This window comes from Actinocatenispora sera, from assembly GCF_018324685.1.
Lineage (GTDB): Bacteria > Actinomycetota > Actinomycetes > Mycobacteriales > Micromonosporaceae > Actinocatenispora > Actinocatenispora sera.
In genome coordinates, this window is record NZ_AP023354.1 from 3,610,393 (window position 1) to 3,629,313 (window position 18,921).

An 18,921-nucleotide genomic window follows, 5' to 3' on the forward strand; every position below is an offset into this window, starting at 1 on the left:
CCACGCGGTCCGCGGGCACCGGTCCATCGTGCGCTCCCGCGGTGTTCGACGGTTCCGGACTGTCCGGTGTCACCGCCTGACCCGTCAGGTCGGCGCGTTCGGGTTGTCCGGGTCGGTCGGTGGGGGCAGGCTGGGGCCATGACCGAACCGATCACCCCGGACGGCGAGACCGAACGCGACGAGGCGCGCGAGGTCGGTCGCCCGCCGGGCAGCAACACTCCGGAAACGTTCGTGGTGGTCGGCGGCGGCCTCACCGCCGGCCGGGCGGTGGAGACGTTGCGCTCCGACGGGTACGAGGGCCGCATCGTGCTGCTCACCGACGAGGAGGAGCTGCCGTACGAGCGTCCGCCGCTGTCGAAGGGCTACCTGCTCGGCAACGACCCGCGCAGCGTCGTGTTCTGCCACGACGAGTCCTGGTACGCGCAGAACCGGGTCGAGGTGCGCCGCGGTGTGCGGGCCACCATGCTCGACACCACCGAGCACCTGCTCACCCTGGACGGCTACCACGAGCTGCGCTACGACCAGTTGCTGCTCGCCACCGGCTCCCGGGTGCGCACCCTCGACGTGCCCGGCGCGCAGCTGCCCGGGGTCCGCTACCTGCGCACCCTGGACGACTCCGACGACCTGCTCGCGCTGTTGCGGGCCGCCGGCGGCGGCCGGCGGATGGTGGTCGTCGGCGCCGGCTGGATCGGGCTGGAGGTGGCCGCCGCCGGCATCTCGCACGGGCTGTCGGTGACCGTGGTCGAACCCGAACCCTGCCCGCTGCGCCGGGTGCTCGGTGACGAGCTCGGCGGGTTCTTCACCGCGCTGCACACCGACCACGGCGTCGACTTCCGCTTCGGCGCCAGCGTCGAGGAGATCCGCGGCGAGCGTGGCGGCGTCGCCGGGGTCCGGCTGTCCGACGGGACCGAGCTGCCGGCCGAGCTGGTGGTGGTCGGCATCGGCGTCCGACCCGCGGTCGAGCTCGCGGTCGCCGCCGGGATCGCGGTCGACGACGGCATCGTCACCGACGAGCGGCTGCGTACCTCCGCGCAGGACGTGTTCGCCGCCGGCGACGTCGCCGACTCGTACCGGCCGTGGCTGGGGCGCCGGCTGCGGGTCGAACACTGGTCGAACGCGCAGGACGGCGGGGTCGCCGCGGCGCACTCGATGCTCGGCCACGACCACGTGTACGACCAGGTGCCGTTCTTCTTCTCCGACCAGTACGACCTGGGGTTGGAGTACTCGGGCTTCGTCGACGACGTGGCCGCGCCGGACGTGCGGGTGGTGTACCGGGGCGATCCGGCCAGCCGCGAGTTCATCGCGTTCTGGTTGCGCGGCGACCGGCTGCTCGCCGGCATGAACGTCAACGTCTGGGACGTCAGCGGCCACATCGAGGCGATCGTGAAGGCGGGCCGGCCGGTCGACGTGGCTCGGCTGACCGACCCGTCGGTACCGCTGGAGTCGCTCGCCGGCTGACCGGGCGCGGCGGCCGGCCGCCCTCGTCGGCGCGTCGGAGGGTGCCGCCGGCTCAGCCGTCGGTGCCGGCCGCCCGGGTGCGCCGAGCCGTGGCCGTACCCGGACGGTGATGCCGGCTCAGCGGTCGGTGCCCGCGGCCCGGGTCCGCCGCGAGGCGGGCGCGCGCCGGCGATGCGCCGCCAGGAAGGCGTCGATGCCGTCGAGCAGCCGGGCCAGCCCGAACTCGAACATCGAGTCGAGGTCGGCGTCCACCTCGTCGTGCATCGCCACCGACAGCTGCGGGAACCGCTCGGGGTCGGCGATCGCCAGCATCGACGGCTTCTGTTGCGCCATCCACTCCTCGTCGGTGAGCCCGGTGTCCTCCCGCGCCCGCAGCTCCGGCTCGATGTTGACCGCCAGCCCCCGGGTGTACATCAGCACGCTGAGCCCGAGCTGGAACCGGGTGCCGAGATCCAGGCCGTACCCGTCGAAGGCGGCCAGCAGCCATTCGCTGTAGTCCATCCCGTTCGGGATCGACTGCGGGCGGGTCATCGACAGCGCCTGCGCGGCCCAGGGATGCCGCTGGCAGAACCCCCACATGACCCGGGCGGCGACCTCGCACCGGTCTCGCCAGCCGGCCGGCGGCGGATCGGGCAGCGACCGGGCGCCGATCGCGGCGTCGAGCATCAGGTTGACCAGCTCGTCCCGGCTCGCCACGTACCGGTACACCGACATGGTGGCGATGCCGAGTTCGGTGGCGACCCGCCGCATGGACACGCCGGCCAGGCCGTCCGCGTCGGCGAGGGCGATGGCCGCGCGCACCACCTCGTCCCGGCCGACCGCGGTCGTCGCGCGTGCGGCCGACCGTACCGGGTGCCGCCCGCTCTGTCGGTCCGCGGCGCCGGTGTGCGCGGCGGAGCGGGGCCGATCGGCGACGACGGTGCCGACGCCGGGAACCGGGTGGACCAGGCCGGCCTGGCGCAGCGCGGTCAGCGCCTTGGTGGCGGTCGCCATCGCCACGCCGTAGTCGGCGACCAGCCGCCGGGTCGACGGTACGGGAGCGCCGGGTACCAGCTCGCCGGACTCGATGCGGGCCCGGATGTCCGTCACGATCTGCCGGTACGTCGCCGCCATCGCCACCTCCGCACTAGTGCACCGGATCATACGCCACCTAGTGCACTAGTGCGTTGCGTGTCATCAATTCGATTGCAGCACAACGACTTGGTGCTTCACGGCGGTGTATGTACAGTGTACCGACAGCGCCGGCGACAAACCCGTGCCGGTGTACGGACGAGGGAGCGAACCATGACCCAGGTGTTGATCAGTGGGGCGAGCATCGCCGGCCCGGCCCTCGCGTACTGGCTGCGCCGGTACGGGATGGACGTCACGGTGGTGGAGCGGGCGCCGGCGCTGCGGCCCGGCGGGCAGGGCATCGACGTGCGCGGCGCCGCCCGTACCGTGATCGAGCGGATGGGGCTGATGGCGCAGGTGCGCGCCGCGCACACCGGCACCCGCGGCATCGCCAACGTCGACGCGCACAACCGGCGCACGGCGGAGATGCCGGCGGACGCGTTCGGCGACTCCGGCGGCATCGTCGCCGACCTGGAGATACTGCGCGCCGACCTGGCGCGGATCCTGGTCGACGCGAGCGACGGGGTCGAGTACCTGTTCGACGACACGATCACCGCGCTGGATCAGCACGACGACGGTGTGGACGTGACGTTCGAGCGGGCCGGTGCGCGATGGTTCGACCTGGTGGTCGGCGCCGACGGGATCTTCTCGACGACCCGGCGGATCGCCTTCGGCGCCGACCGGTGGCGCATGGCCGACTCCGGGTACCACCGGGCCGTGTTCACCGCGCGCACCTCGCTGCGGCTGGACGGCTGGGAGCTGATGTACTCGATGCCGGCCGGCAACGGCACCAGCGGCGGTCGCAACGTGCTGCTCTACCCGGCGCACGGTGAGGCGCGGGCGATGTTCCACTTCGCCTGCGACCCGATCGAGTACGACCGGCGCGACGTCGAGGCGCAGAAGGCGATCGTGGCGCGCACCTTCGCCGGCGAGGGCTGGCAGGTGCCGGAGCTGCTCGACTCGATGGCCGAGGCGCCCGACTTCTACTTCGACCGCGTCGGCAAGATCGAGATGGACCGCTGGTACACGGGCCGGGTGATCCTGCTCGGCGACTCGTGCTTCGCCGGCTCGGTCGGGATGGGCACCTCGATGGCGATCGTCGGCGGGTACGTGCTGGCCGGCGAGCTCGCCGCGGCCGGTGGCGACCCCCGCAGCGCGTTCCCGGCGTACCAGGCGCGGATGGCCGACTACGTGGCGGCGAACCGCAAGCCGCTGCCCGGCGGGGTCAAGGGGTTCCTGCCGGCGACCGCCCGCGGCATCCGGATGCGGGACTGGTCGATGCGGATGATGACCAAGCTGCCCGGCGCCGGGAAGCTGATGGGCGGCATCGACAAGGCGGTCAACGCCATCGAGCTGCCGGACTACCCGGTGCCGGCCGCGCACTGACCGGCACCGGGGGCCGGGCGGCCCGCGCACGGACCGACGCCGGCCGCCCGGCGGCAAGCCCTCGGACGGCCGCCTGGCGGTAGGTACTCGGGCGGCCGCGCGGCGGTCAGCCCTTGATGCAGATCACCTGGCGCAGCCGCTGGACCACCTCGACCAGATCCGACTGCTGCGCCATGCCTGCTGCCACATTCGCGTCGCACGGGGAAATGTCGGACCTTGCCTCTACCCTCCGCCCATGTTCTTCGACCTAACGAACCCGGACCATGCCTATTTCTTCGGGTTCGTGCAGACCGACGGTTCGCTGTACGCGGGGAAGGGGCAAAAGGGGAAACTGTCCATCGAACTGCAGGCGCACGATGTCGACATGCTCAAACGGTTTCAACGGTTGCTGCCATTCAACAGTTCGATCATCTTTCGAACACGCGACACCAACTTCGCGGTCGGGTACCGCTCCGCGGTCTGGACACTGTCCTCATTGACCGCGCGACAGGAACTGGTGTCTCTTGGGCTCATCGCCGGCCGGAAGTCGACCGCGTCTCGCCCGCCCGACGGTTCGTTCAGTCACAACGACTACCTACGTGGCCTGATCGATGGTGACGGCTCGGTTGGAACGACCGCTCGCGGGTATCCGTTCGTCAGCTTCACGACAGCGAGCGACGACCTGGCCGCGTTCTTCTGCGCCGAGATCAAACGGATCACTGGTGCGATGCGGTCCGCCAGAGCGAACGCCCGCGACGGCGTGTACAACCTCATGGTGATGTCGGACCCCGCCGCTGAACTCGCCGCCACGTTGTACCCCGAAGACTGCCTGGCGCTACCCCGGAAGGCGGCAGCGGCTCGATCGATCGCGACCTGGACTCGACCCGCCGGGATGCGCAGGCGATCGTCGCCACGGCGCTGGACGCCGGAAGAAGACGACGTGGTTCTCGCCCTATCCACTTCTGAAGCCGCCGAGCGGCTCGGCCGTACCAAACAGAGCGTGAACCTTCGTCGCTGGCGCCTCCGACACGAGTAAACGATCTCGTGACCCCTGTCGATGCGCATGGGCGCCGGGCGAAGGATCGGTTCGATGGTGGGCATCGCCTCGGCAACGTGGTTTGTCGGACCAAGGCCGTGTCGCCGCCAGCCGCCGTTTCAGCCAGGCCTGGTAGTGCCCAATCCGGGCGCCGCTGCGTGGGACGGTGGTCACCTGCCGCGGCCGGACGGGGCCGGTGGGGGAGGATGGCGGGATGGTCGACACGCAGGATCTGGTGGCGGCGCTGGCGCGGGCCGGGGTGCCCGAGGTGGACGCCTCCACCCGCCGCCGCGCCGAGTACTCCACCGACGCCTCGCTGTACCGGGTGCCGCCCACCGCGGTGGCCTTCCCGCGCCATGCCGACGAGGTCGCCGCGGCGCTGTCGGTCTGTCGCGAGCTGGGCGTGCCGCTGACCGCCCGCGGCGCCGGTACCTCGATCGCCGGTAACGCGGTCGGCACCGGCCTGGTGCTCGACTTCTCCCGGCACCTCAACCGGATCGAGTCGGTCGATCCGGACGCCCGGACCGCCGTGGTGCAGCCCGGGGTGGTGCTCGACCAGCTGCAGCGCGAGGTCGCGCCGCACCGGCTGCGGTTCGGGCCGGAGCCCTCGACACACAGCCGCTGCACGTTCGGCGGCATGATCGGCAACAACTCGTGCGGCTCCCGGGCGCTGGCGTACGGGCGGACCGCGGACAGCGTGCTGGACCTGGACGTTCTTGCCGGTACCGGGGAGCGGCTCACCGCGGGCCGGGGCGCCGATCCGGCGTCCTCGCCGGTGCTGTCCGCGCTGCACCAGGTCACCCGGGAGCACCTGGCGACCATCCGTACCGAGCTGGGCCGGTTCGGCCGGCAGGTGTCCGGTTACTCGCTGGAGCACCTGCTGCCGGAGCGCGACTTCGACGTGGCCCGCGCCCTGGTCGGCACCGAGGGCGGCTGCGCGGTGTTGCTGCGCGGCACCGTCTCGCTGGTGCCGGTGCCGCCGGCGACGATCCTGGTCGCGCTGGGCTATCCGAGCATGGCCGAGGCCGCCGACGCGGTACCGGCGCTGCTGCCGCACCAGCCGATCGCGCTGGAGGGCCTGGACCTCCGGATCGTCGACGTGGTGCGCACCCGGCGCGGCGCCGCCGCCGTACCGCCGCTGCCGGACGGGGAGGGGTGGCTCTTCGCCGAGCTGGCCGGCGGGTCGGCGGCGGAGCTCGCGGCCGCGGCGCAGGCGCTGATCGCGGACGCCGGTGCGCTGGACGCCGCGGTGGTGACCGATGCGGCGGCGGTGTGGCGGATCCGGGAGGCGGGCGCCGCGCTGTCCCAGCGGTCGGTGGACAACCGCCCGGCGTACGCGGGTTGGGAGGATTCCGCGGTGCCGCCGGAGAAGCTCGGCGCCTACCTGCGGGAGTTCGACGAGCTGCTGGCGGCGCAGGGCCTGACCGGCATGCCGTACGGGCACTTCGGCGACGGCTGCCTGCACGTGCGGATCGACTTCCCGCTGTCCGACGGCGATCCCGGGGTGCGCCGGTTCCGGGAGTTCCTGACCGAGGCGGCGAAGCTGGTCGCCTCCTACGGCGGGTCGATGTCCGGCGAGCACGGTGACGGGCGGGCCCGCGGAGAGCTGCTGCCGCTGATGTACTCGCCGGCCGCCCTGTCGGCGTTCGCCGCGGTCAAGGACGTGTTCGACCCGGACGGCGTGCTCAACCCCGGGGTGATCGTGCGGCCCCGCCCGGTCGACGCCGACCTGCGGGTACCGGCGGCCCGACCGGTCACCGAGCGGCTGGCGCTGGCGTTGCGGCACGACCACGGCGACTTCGGCACCGCCGTACACCGGTGTACCGGGGTGGGGGTGTGCCGCGCCGACAACACCGGTGGCGGCGGGGTGATGTGCCCGTCGTACGTGGCGACCCGGGACGAGAAGGACTCCACCCGGGGCCGGTCCCGGGTGCTGCAGGAGATGCTGAACGGCACCCTGGTGCGCGACGGCTGGCGCTCGCCGGAGGTGCACGAGGCGCTGGATCTGTGCCTGTCCTGCAAGGGATGCGCGAGCGACTGCCCCGCCGGGGTGGACATGGCGAGCTACAAGGCCGAGGTGCTGTACCAGTCGTACCGCGGGCGGTTGCGGCCGGTGTCGCACTACACGCTGGGGATGCTGCCGCGGTGGTCCCGGCTGGCGTCCCGGGTGCCGGCGCTGGCGAACGCCGCGCTCGCCGCGCCGGGCGTGGCGTCGGTGGCCAAGCGGCTGGCCGGGGTGGACACCCGGCGCTCGGTGCCGCGGTTCGCGGCCCGCACGTTCCGGCACTGGTTCAACAACCGTCCACATCGGACGGACGGGGATCCGGTGCTGCTGTGGGTGGACACGTTCACCAACCACTTCACCCCGGCGGTCGGTGCGGCCGCGGTCCGGGTACTGGAACGGGCCGGGTTCGCCGTGCGGCTGTCGGATCCCGGGCTGTGCTGCGGGCTGACCTGGATCTCCACCGGCCAGCTGGACGCGGCGAAGCGCATCCTGCGCCGCTCGGTGGCCACCCTCGCTCCGCACGCCCGCAGCGGCGTACCGATCGTGGGGCTGGAGCCGTCGTGCACCGCGGTGCTGCGCAGCGATGCGGTGGAGCTGCTCGACCACGACGTCGCCCGCAGGGTCGCGGACGCCAGCCACACGCTCGCCGAACTGCTCGGCGAGCGGCCCGGCTGGCAGCCGCCGGACCTGTCCGGGGTCGAGGTGCTCGCCCAGCCGCACTGCCACCAGCACGCGGTCATGGGTTGGGACGCCGACCGGGCGCTGCTGGAGCGGGCCGGTGCGACGGTGACCTCGGTCGGCGGGTGCTGCGGGCTGGCCGGCAACTTCGGGATGGAGCGCGGCCACTACGAGGTGTCGGTCGCGGTGGCCGAGTCGGCGCTGCTGCCCGCGGTACGCGAGGCGGAGCGCGACACGGTGGTCCTCGCCGACGGCTTCTCCTGCCGTACCCAGCTGGCCGATCTCGCCGACCGCCCCGGCCGGCACCTGGTCGAGCTGCTGGACGCCCCGGCCGGTTGACCTGCGCACGCAACCGGCCGTACCGAAGGGATCGGTACGGCCGGCCGCCGGTGTGCTCAGGCGAACTTGCGCCGGTAGATGACCATCGCCGCCGCGTAGGCGGCGAGCAGGATGCCGACGCACCAGGCGAGCGCGATCCAGATGTCGTGGCCGACCGGCTGCCCCTGCAGCAGCGCCCGGAGCGCGTTGACGATCGAGGTGACCGGCTGGTTCTCCGCGAACGCCCGTACCGGGCCGGGCATCGTGTCGGTGGGCACGAACGCCGAGCTGACGAACGGCAGGAAGATGATCGGGTAGGAGAATGCGGTCGCCCCGTCGGGGGAGGACGCCGACAGCCCGGCGATCACCGCGATCCAGGTCAGCGCGAGGGTGAACAGCACCAGGATGCCGACCACCGATAGCCAGTCCAGCACCCCGGCCGAGGAGCGGAACCCGATGGCGAAGCCGACCCCGATGATGATCGCCACCGAGACCAGGTTGGACACCAGCGAGGTCAGTACGTGTCCCCACAGCACCGATGAGCGGGCGATCGGCATCGAGTGGAACCGCTCGAAGATGCCGCCCTTCAGATCGTTGAACAGCCGGAACGCGGTGTAGGAGATGCCGCTCGCGATCGCGATCAGCAGGATGCCGGGCATCAGGTAGTTGACGTAGTGGTCGGTGCCGGCCCGGATCGCGCCACCGAACACGAAGACGAACAGCAGCATGAACCCGATCGGCATGATCGTGACGGTGATGATGGTGTCCAGGCTGCGGGTGATGTGCCGCATCGAGCGGCCGAGCATCACACCGGTGTCGCTGAGGGTGTGCGCGGTCATGACTGCTGCTCCTGCTTCTGCTGGTGGTTGGTGTGGTCGTCGTCGACGATCGCCAGGAAGATCTCCTCGAGCGTGGGCTGCCGCTCCACGTACTCCACCTGTGCCGGCGGCAGCAGCTGCCGCAGCTCGGCGAGGGTGCCGGAGACGATGATGGTGCCCTCGTGCAGGATCGCGATCCGGTCCGCGAGCTTCTCCGCCTCGTCCAGGTACTGGGTGGTCAGCAGCACCGTGGTGCCGCTGTCGGCGAGGTCCTGGATCACCTGCCAGACCTCGAGCCGGGCCTGCGGATCCAGGCCGGTACTGGGCTCGTCGAGGAAGATGACCGCCGGGTCGCCGATGAGGCTCATCGCGATGTCCAGCCGGCGCCGCATGCCGCCGGAGTACGTCGCGACGCGGCGCCCGCCGGCCTCGGTGAGCCGGAACCGATCGAGCAGGTCGTCGGCGACCTTTCGAGGGTCGGCGACCCGGCGCAGCCGGGCGATCATGACCAGGTTCTCCCGGCCGGTGAGGATCTCGTCGACCGCGGCGAACTGCCCGGTGAGACTGATCGAGTCGCGTACCTTGCCCGGCGTCGCCGTCACGTCGAACCCGTTGACGCGGAGCACGCCGTCGTCGGGTGCCAGCAGGGTGGCGAGGATGCGGACCACGGTGGTCTTGCCGGCGCCGTTCGAGCCCAGCAGCGCGAAGATGCTCCCGCGCGGTACCTCGAAGTCGACGCCCTTGAGCACCTCCAGTTTCTGGTAGGACTTGCGCAGTCCGGTGACCTGGATAGCCGGCGCAGCGGTCATCGCCCCGACTCCTTTCTGGTTGTCAGGTTCGTGGGAGGGTGCGGAATCAGGCCCGGCGCAGCGTGATGTCGCCGTACGAGGTGCGGCACCGCACGGTGACCACCTCGTCGGACGGCGCCGGGCCGGCGGTGCTGTCGAGCGTGTTGTCGATCCGGCCGAACTTCGTTTCCAGGTCGAGCTTGGCGGCGGTGCCGTCGGCCAACCCGACGCGGACGTTGCCGAACCCCGTCTCGGCGTCGATCCGGCCGCGGATCGCCCGCGCCACCCGCACCGAGCCTGCCGAGGTACGCGCCTGCACGTCGCCGCCCGCGTCGCCGACGGAGACGTCGCCGTTGGACGAGCGGACCTGCACGTCGCCGGTCACCGAGTCGACCTCGGTCGTCCCGTTGGAGTTCTTGACGGTCGCGTTGCCGCCGAGTGTGCCGATCCGGATCGCGCCGGAGCCGGTGGACACCTCGGCCGTGCCGTCGATGCGGCCGATGCCGATGTCCCCGACGGTACGGGCGCGCAGCGCACCGGTGTGCTCCAGCCGCAGCCGTCCGGTACCGGACTTGACCTGGCAGTCGCCGAGCGTGCCGGTGGTGACGACGTCGCCCATCGAGGCGCTGCTGCGCACCGCCGATCCGGTGGGCAGCTCGATCGTCACGTCGACCGACCAGGTCTTGTTGCTCCAGGAGATCCAGTTGCGCAGCCGGGTGCTGCGGATGTGCAGCTCGCCGTCGGCGAACTCGACCCGGGCCTGTTCGGCGGCGCGGACGTTCGAGTCGTCGTCCGGGTCGGTCGGTACGACCTCGACGACGGTGGTGTGGCGATCGGAGGCGTGCACGGTGAGGTTGCCGACGAACAGTTCGGCGATCACCGCGATCGGTTCGGGTGTGTCGTAGCTGGGCATGGTGGGCTCCGTTGCTGGGTCGTGGTGGACGGTGCGGGTGTCAGCGCACCCAGCCGGTCTGTCGTCGGCGCCCACCGCGGCCGGTGGCCGGCTGCACGGTCGGCGGGTCGAATTCCTCGGCCGCCAGCGCGGCGTTGGCGGCCCGGGCCAGCCAGGAGTTGGCGGACCTGCCCTGGCGCGTGGCGGCCCGCTCGATCCGCGCCTTGAGCTGCTCGGACAGTCGCAGGTTGAGCCGGGCCATCGGCCCGTCGTCGGCATCGTCGATGCCCGGCCCCGGGGCCGGCGGGGGCTCGGCCGCCGCCGGTTCGGCGGGCGGCGCGGTCACCGCGAACTCGGGCTCGCCGGCCCGTAGCCGCACCTCGACCGACCCGGGCGCGAGATCCTGGGTGATCTCGGCCGCCGCGGCGGACAGCGCGTCCAGCAGCGCCAGCCGCGCGGCCGGCTCCAGCGCCACGACCAGCCGGTCGAGGAACGCGCGGGCGGCGGGATCCCCGGTCTCGGCCACGGCCACGAGCTGGTCGTGCAGCTGCCGTACATAGGTGCTCAACTCCATGACGTCAGCATGGCACAGAGGTGACGTCATGACAAGTGCCATCTTGGCACGCGTCTGGCTCTTGGCCTTCCGCAGCGCCGTGGCGTAGGAGCCTTCCGCTCTTGCCGAGATCCGAGGTGGGCGATGTTTTCTCAGGTAGACGGATGATGGGCGGCTGCTCGGGGAGCGTGTCCGGTGCTGGGGAGTGCTGCGGCACACGCGTGGCACCGATTGGCACCGATGGTCGGGTCGAGGTGCCGGCGTACCGGCACAGTGGTGTCGCGGCTGGCCGATCCGGACCGGGTCGTACCGTTGCGCCGTGCAGACGAACATTCGGCCGCGCCGCGACGACGATCTGCCCGGCTGCGTCGCCGCGCTGCGCATCGTGCAGCGGCAGGACGCGTACCCGCTGGTCTGGCCGGCCGACCCGGTCGGCTGGCTGTGCCCGAAGGGCGCGCTCGACGCCTGGGTGTGCACCGCCGAGGACGAGGTGGTCGGCCAGCTGCTGCTGCGCGACGGCGGCGACCTGGAACTGCGCGACACCGTTGCTGGCGCGGCCGGGCTGCCGGCCGACCGGCTGGCGAGCGTCAGCCGGCTGTTCGTGGCGCCACGGGCCCGCGGTACCGGCCTGGCCGCGCGGCTGATCGACACCGCCGTCGCCGCCGCGGCCGAGCAGGGTCGGCGCTGCGCGTTGGACGTGCTGGACGCCCGCTGGGGTGGCCCGACCGCGCTGTACGAGCGGCTCGGCTGGCGCCGGGTCGCCACCACGTCCGCGTCCTGGTGGTCCGGCCCGGACGCCGAACGCCCGGTCGTGCACAGCTACCTCGCGCCGGACCGCACCTCGATCCACGCCTGAGCGGCCGGCGGGTTCGGCCTGAGGTCGATGCCGCGGTGCCTCCGGGTGCGGCGGCCGCTCGGTGCTCGTGCAGGTCGGCTGCTGCGCGCGCAGGTCGGCTCAGCGCTCGCGCAGGTCGGCTCAGCGCTTGCGCAACTGGGCGCAGCGCCGCTCCACGTCAGGGACGAACCAGTCCGGGACCTGGCCGGTGGCCCGCAGCCGGACGCGTTCGTCCCTGCTCAACGTGCGGGCCGCATCGTCCACCGCGAACGCGTAGTCGCCGAGCTTGCCGGTCATGGCGTCGCGCTGGTCCTCGGCGACCATCGCGCCTCGGCTGCGTCCGCCGCCACCCATGAATGCCAGGATCAACCCGGCGGTACGAAGCACTCCTCGCTTGCGGGACAGCGCGCCGAAGTGGTCGCGGACGGCGAGCCAGGCGAGCCGTTCGTCGGTGAGGCGGTGCGTCGGTTGCGACATCCGGGGGCCTTTCTGGGCTGAGAGCGAGGCGATGTTACCGGTGCGTTCACTGGGCCGACTACCACCGTTCGGCCGATATGTCGGGTCGTACCGCCCACCGAGGGCCCTGCCGTTCGCGGCACCGCGCTGACTCCTGCGATCGAGAAAACGATCAACATTTGCTGAATGGCTGTACGCCTGGCAGTGGGTCTGCGCGCTGTCGCAAATGGATTTGCCAGCAGCGTAGGGACGGAAGATAGTCAACGTGTGCGTAATAATTCGAGCGAAGATGCGCCCGTGGTGCCGGTACGGCGGGTGGCCGGGCTGTTCGTCGGGTACCGGCGACGGCTGGCCGGGTTGGTGGCGCTGCTGGTGCTGCAGGCCGGGGTGAGCGTCAGCGCGCCGTTCCTGCTGCGAGAGATCCTGGACCGGGCGATACCGGCGCGCGACGTGCCGCTGCTGAGCCTGCTCGCGCTCGGCATGCTCGCCTCGGCGGCCGGTACCGCGGCCCTGTCGGCGGTCACCAACCGGCTGTCGAACGTGATCGGCCAGGGCATCATGCACGACGTCCGGGTCGCCGTCTACGACCACCTGCAACGGATGTCGCTCGGCTGGTTCACCAGGACCCGCGCCGGCGACACGCTGTCCCGCATCACCAGCGACATCGCCGGCGTCGACGCGGTGCTGACCAACACCGTCACCGCCATGGTCCAAAGTGGAGTCTCGGCGCTCGCGGTGGCGGTCGCGCTGGTCGTACTCAACTGGCAGCTGGCCCTGGTCGCGCTCGTGGTGGTGCCGGGGATGCTGCTGCTCACCCCGCGGCTGGGGCGCCGCCGGCGCGCCGTGGTCGGCAACCGGCAGCGGCGGATGGGCAGGCTGACCTCTCTGATCACCGAGTCGCTGTCGGTGTCCGGCATCCTGCTCGCGAAGACCATGGGCAACCGGGACGAGCTGCGCGACCGGTTCGCGGCCGAGTCGCGCGAGGTGTCCCGGCTGGAGATCGCCGCGTCGATGATGGGCCGCTGGTCGACCGCGTCGCGCCGGGCCAGCCTGGTCGCCGTCCCGGCCGTCGTGTACTGGCTGGCCGGTGTCCAGTTCGCGCACGGCATCCACCCGAGCACGCTCGGCACCGTGGTCGCCTTCACCAGCATGCTGAACCGGCTGGTCTCGCCGATCGGCACCATGCAGGGCATCGGCGCGGGCGTGTCCAGCTCGATGGCGCTGTTCGGCCGCATCTTCGAGGTGCTCGACCTGCCCGTGGAGGTGGCCGACGCACCCGGCGCAACCCCGCTGCGGACCACCGGCAGCGCCGAGGTGGCGCTGCGTGACGTCTGGTTCCGCTACGACGGCCCGGGCAGCGACCACGCCAGCGCCGCAAACGGCCACGCCGGCGTTGCGGACGGCCACGCGGGCGCCGCGGACGGCCATCGCGACGCCAGCGGCGACAGCGTCCGTGACCGGGCGAGCGAGGACCGGGGCGGCGGGTGGACGCTGCGCGGGATCGACCTGACCGTACCGGCGGGCCGGCGGCTCGCGATCGTCGGCGCCACCGGCTCCGGCAAGACCAGCCTGGCGTACCTGATCGCCCGGCTCTACGACCCGCAGCGCGGTGCGGTGACCATCGGCGGTACCGACGTGCGGACCGTCACGCTCGACTCGCTCGCCGACGTGGTCGGGCTGGTGTCCCAGGAGACCTACCTGTTCCACGACACGGTGGCGGCGAACCTGCGCTTCGCCCGGCCGGAGGCCACCGACGCCGATCTCGTCGCGGCGTGCCGGGCGGCCCGCATCCACGAGGCGGTCGCGGCGCTGCCCGACGGGTACGACACGGTCGTCGGCGAGCGCGGTTTCCGCTTCTCCGGCGGCGAGCGGCAGCGGCTCGCGATCGCTCGGGTACTGCTGCGCGACCCGCCGGTACTGGTACTGGACGAGGCGACCAGCGCGCTGGACACCGGTACCGAGCGGGAGGTGCAGCTGGCGCTGGACGTGGCCGCCGCCGGCCGTACCACGATCGCCATCGCGCACCGGTTGTCCACCGTCCGCGACGCCGACGAGATCGTCGTCCTGCACGCCGGTTCGGTCGTCGAACGCGGCCGGCACGCCGACCTGGTCGCCGCCGGCGGCCGGTACGCCGCACTCGTCGCGGACGCCGACCACGCCCCGGCATCCTGACCGGCCCGGCGTGCCGGTCCAGCGTCCGCCGGTGGCCGGTTCGCCGTGCTCGTCGGAGCGGCCGACCATGCCCGGCATCCTGACCGGTCCCGCGCGCCGGTCCAGCGTCCGGCAGCGGGCGGGGCCGGCGGATAGGCTCGCGGGCATGGCGAGGGTCGGGCCGGATCGGGCCAGCGTGGCGGCGGCGGACCGGGTGCTGGCCGGGGTGAGCCGGCTCGGCAGCCGGATGCGCGCCGAACGGCCGCGCACCGGACCGTCGCTCGCCGTGCTCGGCGTGTTGTTGCGGCTGTCGGTGCGCGGCACCATGACCACCGGCGCGCTGGCCGCCTCGCTGAAGGTGGCGCCCCAGTCGATGACCCGGATCGTGGCGGGCATGGCCGAGAACGGGCTGATCGACCGAACCCCCGACCCGGACGACCGGCGCCAGATCCTGGTCTCGATGACCGAGGCGGGCCGCCGGGTGTTCGACGAGGACACCCGGACCAGGCGGGCCTGGCTCGCGGCGGCGATGGACGCCGAGCTGACCACCGCCGAACGTGACGTGCTGCGGGTCGCCGGTGACCTGATGATCCGGCTCGCCGACTGGCAGCCTCCGGCCGACTGAGCCGCGAGACGGCGCCGCGCCGTCGCCCGATCGAGGCCGTACCGGGAGAAACCGGGCGGGCTCGGCGGGTCGGTCGGCTCGTTCGTCCGCCGATCCGGCCGTACCGGGCAGGTGAAACGGGGTCCGGGGTGGGCGCCGGCGCGGGTCCCCGCGCGGCGCGGCAGGATGGAGGCGGCGCGTGTGGGAGGTGGCCAGACTCAGATGGCGGGTCGGATCGTGGCGGCGGACATCGCCGCGGTACGGGAACGGGTGTCGATCGTCGAGGTCATCGGCGGTCAGGTGACCCTGCGTCCGGCCGGTGGCGGCAACCTCAAGGGCCTGTGCCCGTTCCACGAGGAGAAGTCGCCGAGCTTCAACGTCACCCCGGAGCGGGGTGTCTTCTACTGCTTCGGCTGCGGTAAGGGCGGCGACGCGATCAGTTTCCTGATGGAGACCGATCACCTCACCTTCTCCGAGTCGGTCGAGCGGCTCGCCGGCATGGTCGGCATCACCCTGCGGTACGAGGAGTCCGGTGACGGCTCGCCCCGGCGCCGGGAGGACACCGGCAGCCGCCGCACCCTGGTCGCCGCGCACGCCGAGGCGGCCGCGTTCTACGCCGAGCAGCTCGGCTCGGCCGGAGCCCGTACCGCCCGGGAGTTCCTGGCGCAGCGCGGGTTCGACCGGGACGCGGCGCTGCGGTTCGGCTGCGGCTTCGCCCCCGACTCGTGGGACGCGCTGGGCAAGCACCTGCGCGCCAAGGGGTACGCGGCGAAGGATCTGATCACCGCCGGGCTGATCCGGGAGGCGAGGTCCGGCAACCTGATCGACCGGTTCCGCGGGCGGCTGATCTGGCCGATCCGCGACCTGTCCGGCGACGTGATCGGGTTCGGCGCGCGCAAGCTGTTCGACCATGACGACGGCCCCAAGTACCTGAACACCCCCGAGACGCCGATCTACAAGAAGTCGCACGTGCTGTACGGCATCGACCAGGCGAAACGGGAGATCGCCAAGCAGAACAAGGCGGTCATCGTCGAGGGCTACACCGACGTGATGGCCTGCCACCTCGCCGGCGTACCGACCGCGGTCGCCACCTGCGGCACCGCGTTCGGCGACGGGCACATCTCGGTGTTGCGGCGGCTGCTGCTGGACTCCGACGCCGGCACCATCGTGTTCACCTTCGACGGCGACGCGGCCGGGCAGAAGGCGGCGCTACGCGCGTTCGCCGACGACCACAAGTTCGCCGCCCGCAGCATGGTGGCCATCGGCGCCGACAACATGGACCCGTGTGAGCTGCGGCTGGCCAAGGGCGACGCCGCGGTCCGCGACCTGATCGCGGACAGCGAACGGCTGATCAACTTCGCGCTGCGCACCACCGTGCAGGGCTACGATCTGGACAGCGCGGAGGGCCAGGCCGGCGCACTGCGGGCCGGCGCCCGGATGGTCGCCGACATCAAGCAGCGTGACCTGCGCGACCGGTACGTCGGGTTCCTGGCCCGGCACGTCGGGGTCGACACCGAGGAGGCCCGGGCCGCGGTCGGCGACGCGCTGCGGCACGGCGGCCGGCGCCCCGCCGCCCCGTCCCGTCCGACTCGGGCCGTCGCCCCCGCGGTGGTCCCGAACTCGCGCCGGGCCCTGGTCGAGCGGGAGGCGCTGAAGCTCGCCGTGCAGCACCCGCAGCTCGCCGGCCCGCTGTTCGACGCCGTCGACGCCACTCCGTACGGGCACCCGGTGCACGCGGCGATCCGGGAGGCGATCGCCGCGGCCGGGGGAGCGGCGGCCGCCGCCGGCGGGCCGACCTGGATCGAGCAGGTCCGGTCCGGCTGTACCGACCTGGCCGGCCAGGCGCTGGTCACCGAGCTGGCGGTGGAGCCGCTGCGCTACGACGGCGAGCCCGACCCGCGGTACGTGTCGGTCACGCTCGCCTCGCTGCAACTGCCGGTGATCGAGCAGCGGATCAAGGCCGTGAAGTCGAAGCTGCAGCGCACCAATCCGGTGCAGCACAAGGACGAGTACCTGTCGCTGTTCGGTGAGGTGGCCTCGCTGGAGCAGCACGCGCAGGCGCTGCGCGAACAGGCGACCGGGGGGTTGTGATGGGGATTCTCGCGCGCATCCGGCGCAGCCGGCTGCCGGTCGAGGCGAAGCGGCCCTTCGCGGCGTCCGAGCACCTGGTGGCCTGGGCGCCGGTGGGCAACGGGCACGCCACCGGTGGATCCGCCGGCGACGGGTACCTGGTGGCCACCAACCGCGGGCTGTGGCTGCCGGGCCGCGACGAGCGGCTCGGCTGGCACGAGATCCACAAGGCCACCTGGTCGGGCCGCGAGCTGGTCGTCACACCGGCCAGGCTCGTCCGGTCCGCCGGCGAGGCGCCGGACGCGCCGGCCGACGTGTTCACCGACGACGAGCCGGTGAGCTACCGGATCGGTGACCCGGGCGAGCTGCCGTACCAGGTCCGGGTCCGGGTGACCAAGAGCGTGGCGTTCTCCACCCACCACGAGCTGCCGAACGGGGGAGTGCGGGTGGTGGCCCGGCGCATCCCGGGCGTGGACGGGCTGCACTGGGCGCTGCGGTACGACGAGGGCACCGTGCTGATCGGCCCGGACCACGACCTGGTCGCCGAGTTCCTCGCCCAGGCCCGCAACACCGTCGAAACCGGCTGACCCGCCGGGGTCCTCGATCGAGGGTGCACGTCGGTGGACCGCGGCGCCTGGCGGCGCACCTCGGGTGGACCGCGGCGCCTGGTGGCGCGCTCCAGGTGGACCGCGGCGCTCGGCGGCGTCAGTCGCGGGGGACCGGGACGACGGTGTCGGCCACCGGACGCCGCCCGGTACGGGCCCGGGGTGGCTGCTCGGGGCTCGCCACGCCGAGCCGCAACACCAGGTACGGCGCGCCCAGCCCGGCCAGCACCTCGCGGGCGATCAGCTGCCGGGTGGCCAGCACTTCGATCGGGTCGGAGTAGGGCGACACGGCGAGACCGAGCCGCACCACGGTCAGCAGCACCGAGCCGAGCGCCTCACCGCCGCGCAGCCAGTGCGCCGGATCGTCCCGGTCGCCGTAGAGCACCGCATACCGCGCGTACCGGTCGGCAAGTTCCGGCTCGTCCGGCAGCGCGGCGTCCTGGTCCGGGGCGAAGTCGCGGATCGGCACCCGCCGCGCGGCCGGCTCCGGCAGTACGCCGGCGGGCAGCCCCTCGCCGCTGTCGAGGTCGCGGTGGGTCCAGTCGTGCAGCTCCCGCTGGTACGCCGGCTCGGCCCGCTCGAGCTCGCCGGCCCGGCCGACCGCCATCGTCACCGTCGTCACCTGCTCGGGCCGAACCAGGTGCAGGTGCGCGCCGCCGGCGTCGGCCGCCGCGGTGAGCTGCCGCAACGCCTCGTCGCTCGGCGGCTGGTCGGCGAACGGGCGCCGGTCCATGTGCCGGATCAGCATCGACTGGTAGTCCCGGACACACTCGGCGCTCGGCGCCGTCGCGCCGCCCAGCCTGACCCGGGCGAGCAGGTCCCCGTCCTCGGGATCGGGCAGCCGCACCACGTCCGGCAGGTACCCGGCGGCGCGCAGCGCGACCTGCGCGTGCTGCAACGCCACCCCGCAGGACAGGGTCAGCGACCGGCCGTCCGGGTCGGTGGCGAGCAGCTGCCGGGTCCGGTCCGCGTACAGCTCGGTGTCATGCTCGTGCACCAGCCACTGCCACGGCTGCGTGTTGTGGATGGACGGGGCGAGCGAGGCGATCGCCGCCGCCTCGCGCAGGAGGGACTGCGGATCCCGTGCCTGACCAGCCATGCGGTCAAGCTACCCAACCGCCCCCGGCCCGCGTGGCGGTTCGCGCCACCCGGACCGGCGCTACGGTACGAAATGGGGCC

General features: G+C 72.7%; 16 protein-coding genes. 9 read left to right on the forward strand and 7 right to left on the reverse strand.

What is annotated here, in order from left to right; translation table 11 throughout:
- The first annotated feature begins 138 nt into the window (after window positions 1-138).
- The gene (locus Asera_RS17235) at window positions 139-1,458 is read left to right on the forward strand and encodes an NAD(P)/FAD-dependent oxidoreductase (RefSeq protein WP_084132353.1); all 1,320 of its coding nucleotides are present in this window, start codon (window positions 139-141) and stop codon (window positions 1,456-1,458) included.
- Window positions 1,459-1,575: 117 nt separating this feature from the next.
- Here the strand turns inward: Asera_RS17235 and Asera_RS17240 are convergent, their stop codons facing one another.
- A complete protein-coding gene (locus tag Asera_RS17240) occupies window positions 1,576-2,571 on the reverse strand; it encodes a TetR/AcrR family transcriptional regulator C-terminal domain-containing protein (protein WP_211255704.1) in 996 nt (331 codons plus the stop codon).
- Between the two features lie 171 nt (window positions 2,572-2,742).
- Between Asera_RS17240 and Asera_RS17245 the strand changes: the two genes are divergently transcribed.
- The 3 genes from Asera_RS17245 to Asera_RS17255 all read left to right on the forward strand — a co-directional run bounded on the left by Asera_RS17245 (window position 2,743) and on the right by Asera_RS17255 (window position 7,991).
- Entirely contained in the window at window positions 2,743-3,954 is a 1,212-nt protein-coding gene (locus Asera_RS17245) for an FAD-dependent monooxygenase (protein WP_030448294.1), read from the forward strand.
- 235 nt (window positions 3,955-4,189) lie between these two features.
- Window positions 4,190-4,969, forward strand: coding sequence for an LAGLIDADG family homing endonuclease (locus Asera_RS17250; protein WP_030448293.1), 780 nt, complete (start codon window positions 4,190-4,192; stop codon window positions 4,967-4,969).
- Window positions 4,970-5,183: 214 nt separating this feature from the next.
- Entirely contained in the window at window positions 5,184-7,991 is a 2,808-nt protein-coding gene (locus Asera_RS17255) for an FAD-binding and (Fe-S)-binding domain-containing protein (protein WP_030448292.1), read from the forward strand.
- A 56-nt stretch (window positions 7,992-8,047) separates the two neighbouring features.
- Here the strand turns inward: Asera_RS17255 and Asera_RS17260 are convergent, their stop codons facing one another.
- Genes Asera_RS17260 through Asera_RS17275 form a run of 4 tightly spaced genes read right to left on the reverse strand, consistent with a single transcriptional unit; the run spans window position 8,048 to window position 11,042 of the window.
- Entirely contained in the window at window positions 8,048-8,809 is a 762-nt protein-coding gene (locus Asera_RS17260) for an ABC transporter permease (protein ID WP_030448291.1), read from the reverse strand.
- Window positions 8,806-9,597 (reverse strand): ABC transporter ATP-binding protein, encoded by a 792-nt coding sequence (locus Asera_RS17265; RefSeq protein ID WP_030448290.1) that lies wholly within the window; start codon window positions 9,595-9,597, stop codon window positions 8,806-8,808. The genes Asera_RS17260 and Asera_RS17265 overlap by 4 nt, the downstream gene beginning before the upstream one ends.
- Window positions 9,598-9,643: 46 nt before the next feature.
- Window positions 9,644-10,489: a DUF4097 family beta strand repeat-containing protein gene (locus Asera_RS17270; protein ID WP_030448289.1), complete on the reverse strand. Its 846-nt coding sequence runs from the start codon at window positions 10,487-10,489 to the stop codon at window positions 9,644-9,646.
- 40 nt (window positions 10,490-10,529) lie between these two features.
- Window positions 10,530-11,042: a toxin-antitoxin system HicB family antitoxin gene (locus Asera_RS17275; protein WP_030448288.1), complete on the reverse strand. Its 513-nt coding sequence runs from the start codon at window positions 11,040-11,042 to the stop codon at window positions 10,530-10,532.
- Window positions 11,043-11,340: 298 nt separating this feature from the next.
- On the opposite strand from Asera_RS17275, the gene Asera_RS17280 reads away from it, so the two are divergent.
- Entirely contained in the window at window positions 11,341-11,877 is a 537-nt protein-coding gene (locus Asera_RS17280) for a GNAT family N-acetyltransferase (RefSeq protein ID WP_211255703.1), read from the forward strand.
- 120 nt (window positions 11,878-11,997) lie between these two features.
- Here Asera_RS17280 and Asera_RS17285 read toward each other — a convergent pair whose 3' ends face one another.
- Window positions 11,998-12,333, reverse strand: a complete 336-nt coding sequence (locus Asera_RS17285; RefSeq protein ID WP_030448286.1) for a hypothetical protein — start codon at window positions 12,331-12,333, stop codon at window positions 11,998-12,000.
- 276 nt (window positions 12,334-12,609) lie between these two features.
- Between Asera_RS17285 and Asera_RS33610 the strand changes: the two genes are divergently transcribed.
- From Asera_RS33610 to Asera_RS17305, 4 genes are all read left to right on the forward strand, one after another.
- Window positions 12,610-14,484 carry an ABC transporter ATP-binding protein gene (locus Asera_RS33610; RefSeq protein ID WP_211255702.1) on the forward strand — a complete coding sequence of 625 codons (1,875 nt, stop codon included), beginning with the start codon at window positions 12,610-12,612 and terminating at the stop codon, window positions 14,482-14,484.
- Window positions 14,485-14,629: 145 nt separating this feature from the next.
- Window positions 14,630-15,088 carry a MarR family transcriptional regulator gene (locus tag Asera_RS17295; RefSeq protein WP_030448284.1) on the forward strand — a complete coding sequence of 153 codons (459 nt, stop codon included), beginning with the start codon at window positions 14,630-14,632 and terminating at the stop codon, window positions 15,086-15,088.
- Window positions 15,089-15,253: 165 nt separating this feature from the next.
- The gene (gene dnaG / locus Asera_RS17300) at window positions 15,254-17,158 is read left to right on the forward strand and encodes a DNA primase (RefSeq protein WP_051802708.1); all 1,905 of its coding nucleotides are present in this window, start codon (window positions 15,254-15,256) and stop codon (window positions 17,156-17,158) included.
- Window positions 17,158-17,724, forward strand: coding sequence for a hypothetical protein (locus tag Asera_RS17305; protein ID WP_030448282.1), 567 nt, complete (start codon window positions 17,158-17,160; stop codon window positions 17,722-17,724). The genes dnaG and Asera_RS17305 overlap by 1 nt, the downstream gene beginning before the upstream one ends.
- Window positions 17,725-17,842: 118 nt before the next feature.
- Here the strand turns inward: Asera_RS17305 and Asera_RS17310 are convergent, their stop codons facing one another.
- Window positions 17,843-18,841, reverse strand: a complete 999-nt coding sequence (locus Asera_RS17310) for an Acg family FMN-binding oxidoreductase (protein WP_030448281.1) — start codon at window positions 18,839-18,841, stop codon at window positions 17,843-17,845.
- Window positions 18,842-18,921: the final 80 nt, after the last annotated feature.

Coding starts and splice junctions, on each gene's coding strand:
- Asera_RS17235 (WP_084132353.1), top strand. CDS start 139: ATGACCGAACCGATCACCCCGGACGGCGAGACCGAACGCGACGAGGCG.
- Asera_RS17295 (WP_030448284.1), top strand. CDS start 14,630: ATGGCGAGGGTCGGGCCGGATCGGGCCAGCGTGGCGGCGGCGGACCGG.
- Asera_RS17285 (WP_030448286.1), bottom strand. CDS start 12,333: ATGTCGCAACCGACGCACCGCCTCACCGACGAACGGCTCGCCTGGCTC.
- Asera_RS17310 (WP_030448281.1), bottom strand. CDS start 18,841: ATGGCTGGTCAGGCACGGGATCCGCAGTCCCTCCTGCGCGAGGCGGCG.
- Asera_RS17255 (WP_030448292.1), top strand. CDS start 5,184: ATGGTCGACACGCAGGATCTGGTGGCGGCGCTGGCGCGGGCCGGGGTG.
- dnaG (WP_051802708.1), top strand. CDS start 15,254: ATGGAGGCGGCGCGTGTGGGAGGTGGCCAGACTCAGATGGCGGGTCGG.
- Asera_RS17305 (WP_030448282.1), top strand. CDS start 17,158: ATGGGGATTCTCGCGCGCATCCGGCGCAGCCGGCTGCCGGTCGAGGCG.
- Asera_RS17250 (WP_030448293.1), top strand. CDS start 4,190: ATGTTCTTCGACCTAACGAACCCGGACCATGCCTATTTCTTCGGGTTC.
- Asera_RS17240 (WP_211255704.1), bottom strand. CDS start 2,571: ATGGCGGCGACGTACCGGCAGATCGTGACGGACATCCGGGCCCGCATC.
- Asera_RS17260 (WP_030448291.1), bottom strand. CDS start 8,809: ATGACCGCGCACACCCTCAGCGACACCGGTGTGATGCTCGGCCGCTCG.
- Asera_RS17275 (WP_030448288.1), bottom strand. CDS start 11,042: ATGGAGTTGAGCACCTATGTACGGCAGCTGCACGACCAGCTCGTGGCC.
- Asera_RS17265 (WP_030448290.1), bottom strand. CDS start 9,597: ATGACCGCTGCGCCGGCTATCCAGGTCACCGGACTGCGCAAGTCCTAC.
- Asera_RS17270 (WP_030448289.1), bottom strand. CDS start 10,489: ATGCCCAGCTACGACACACCCGAACCGATCGCGGTGATCGCCGAACTG.
- Asera_RS17245 (WP_030448294.1), top strand. CDS start 2,743: ATGACCCAGGTGTTGATCAGTGGGGCGAGCATCGCCGGCCCGGCCCTC.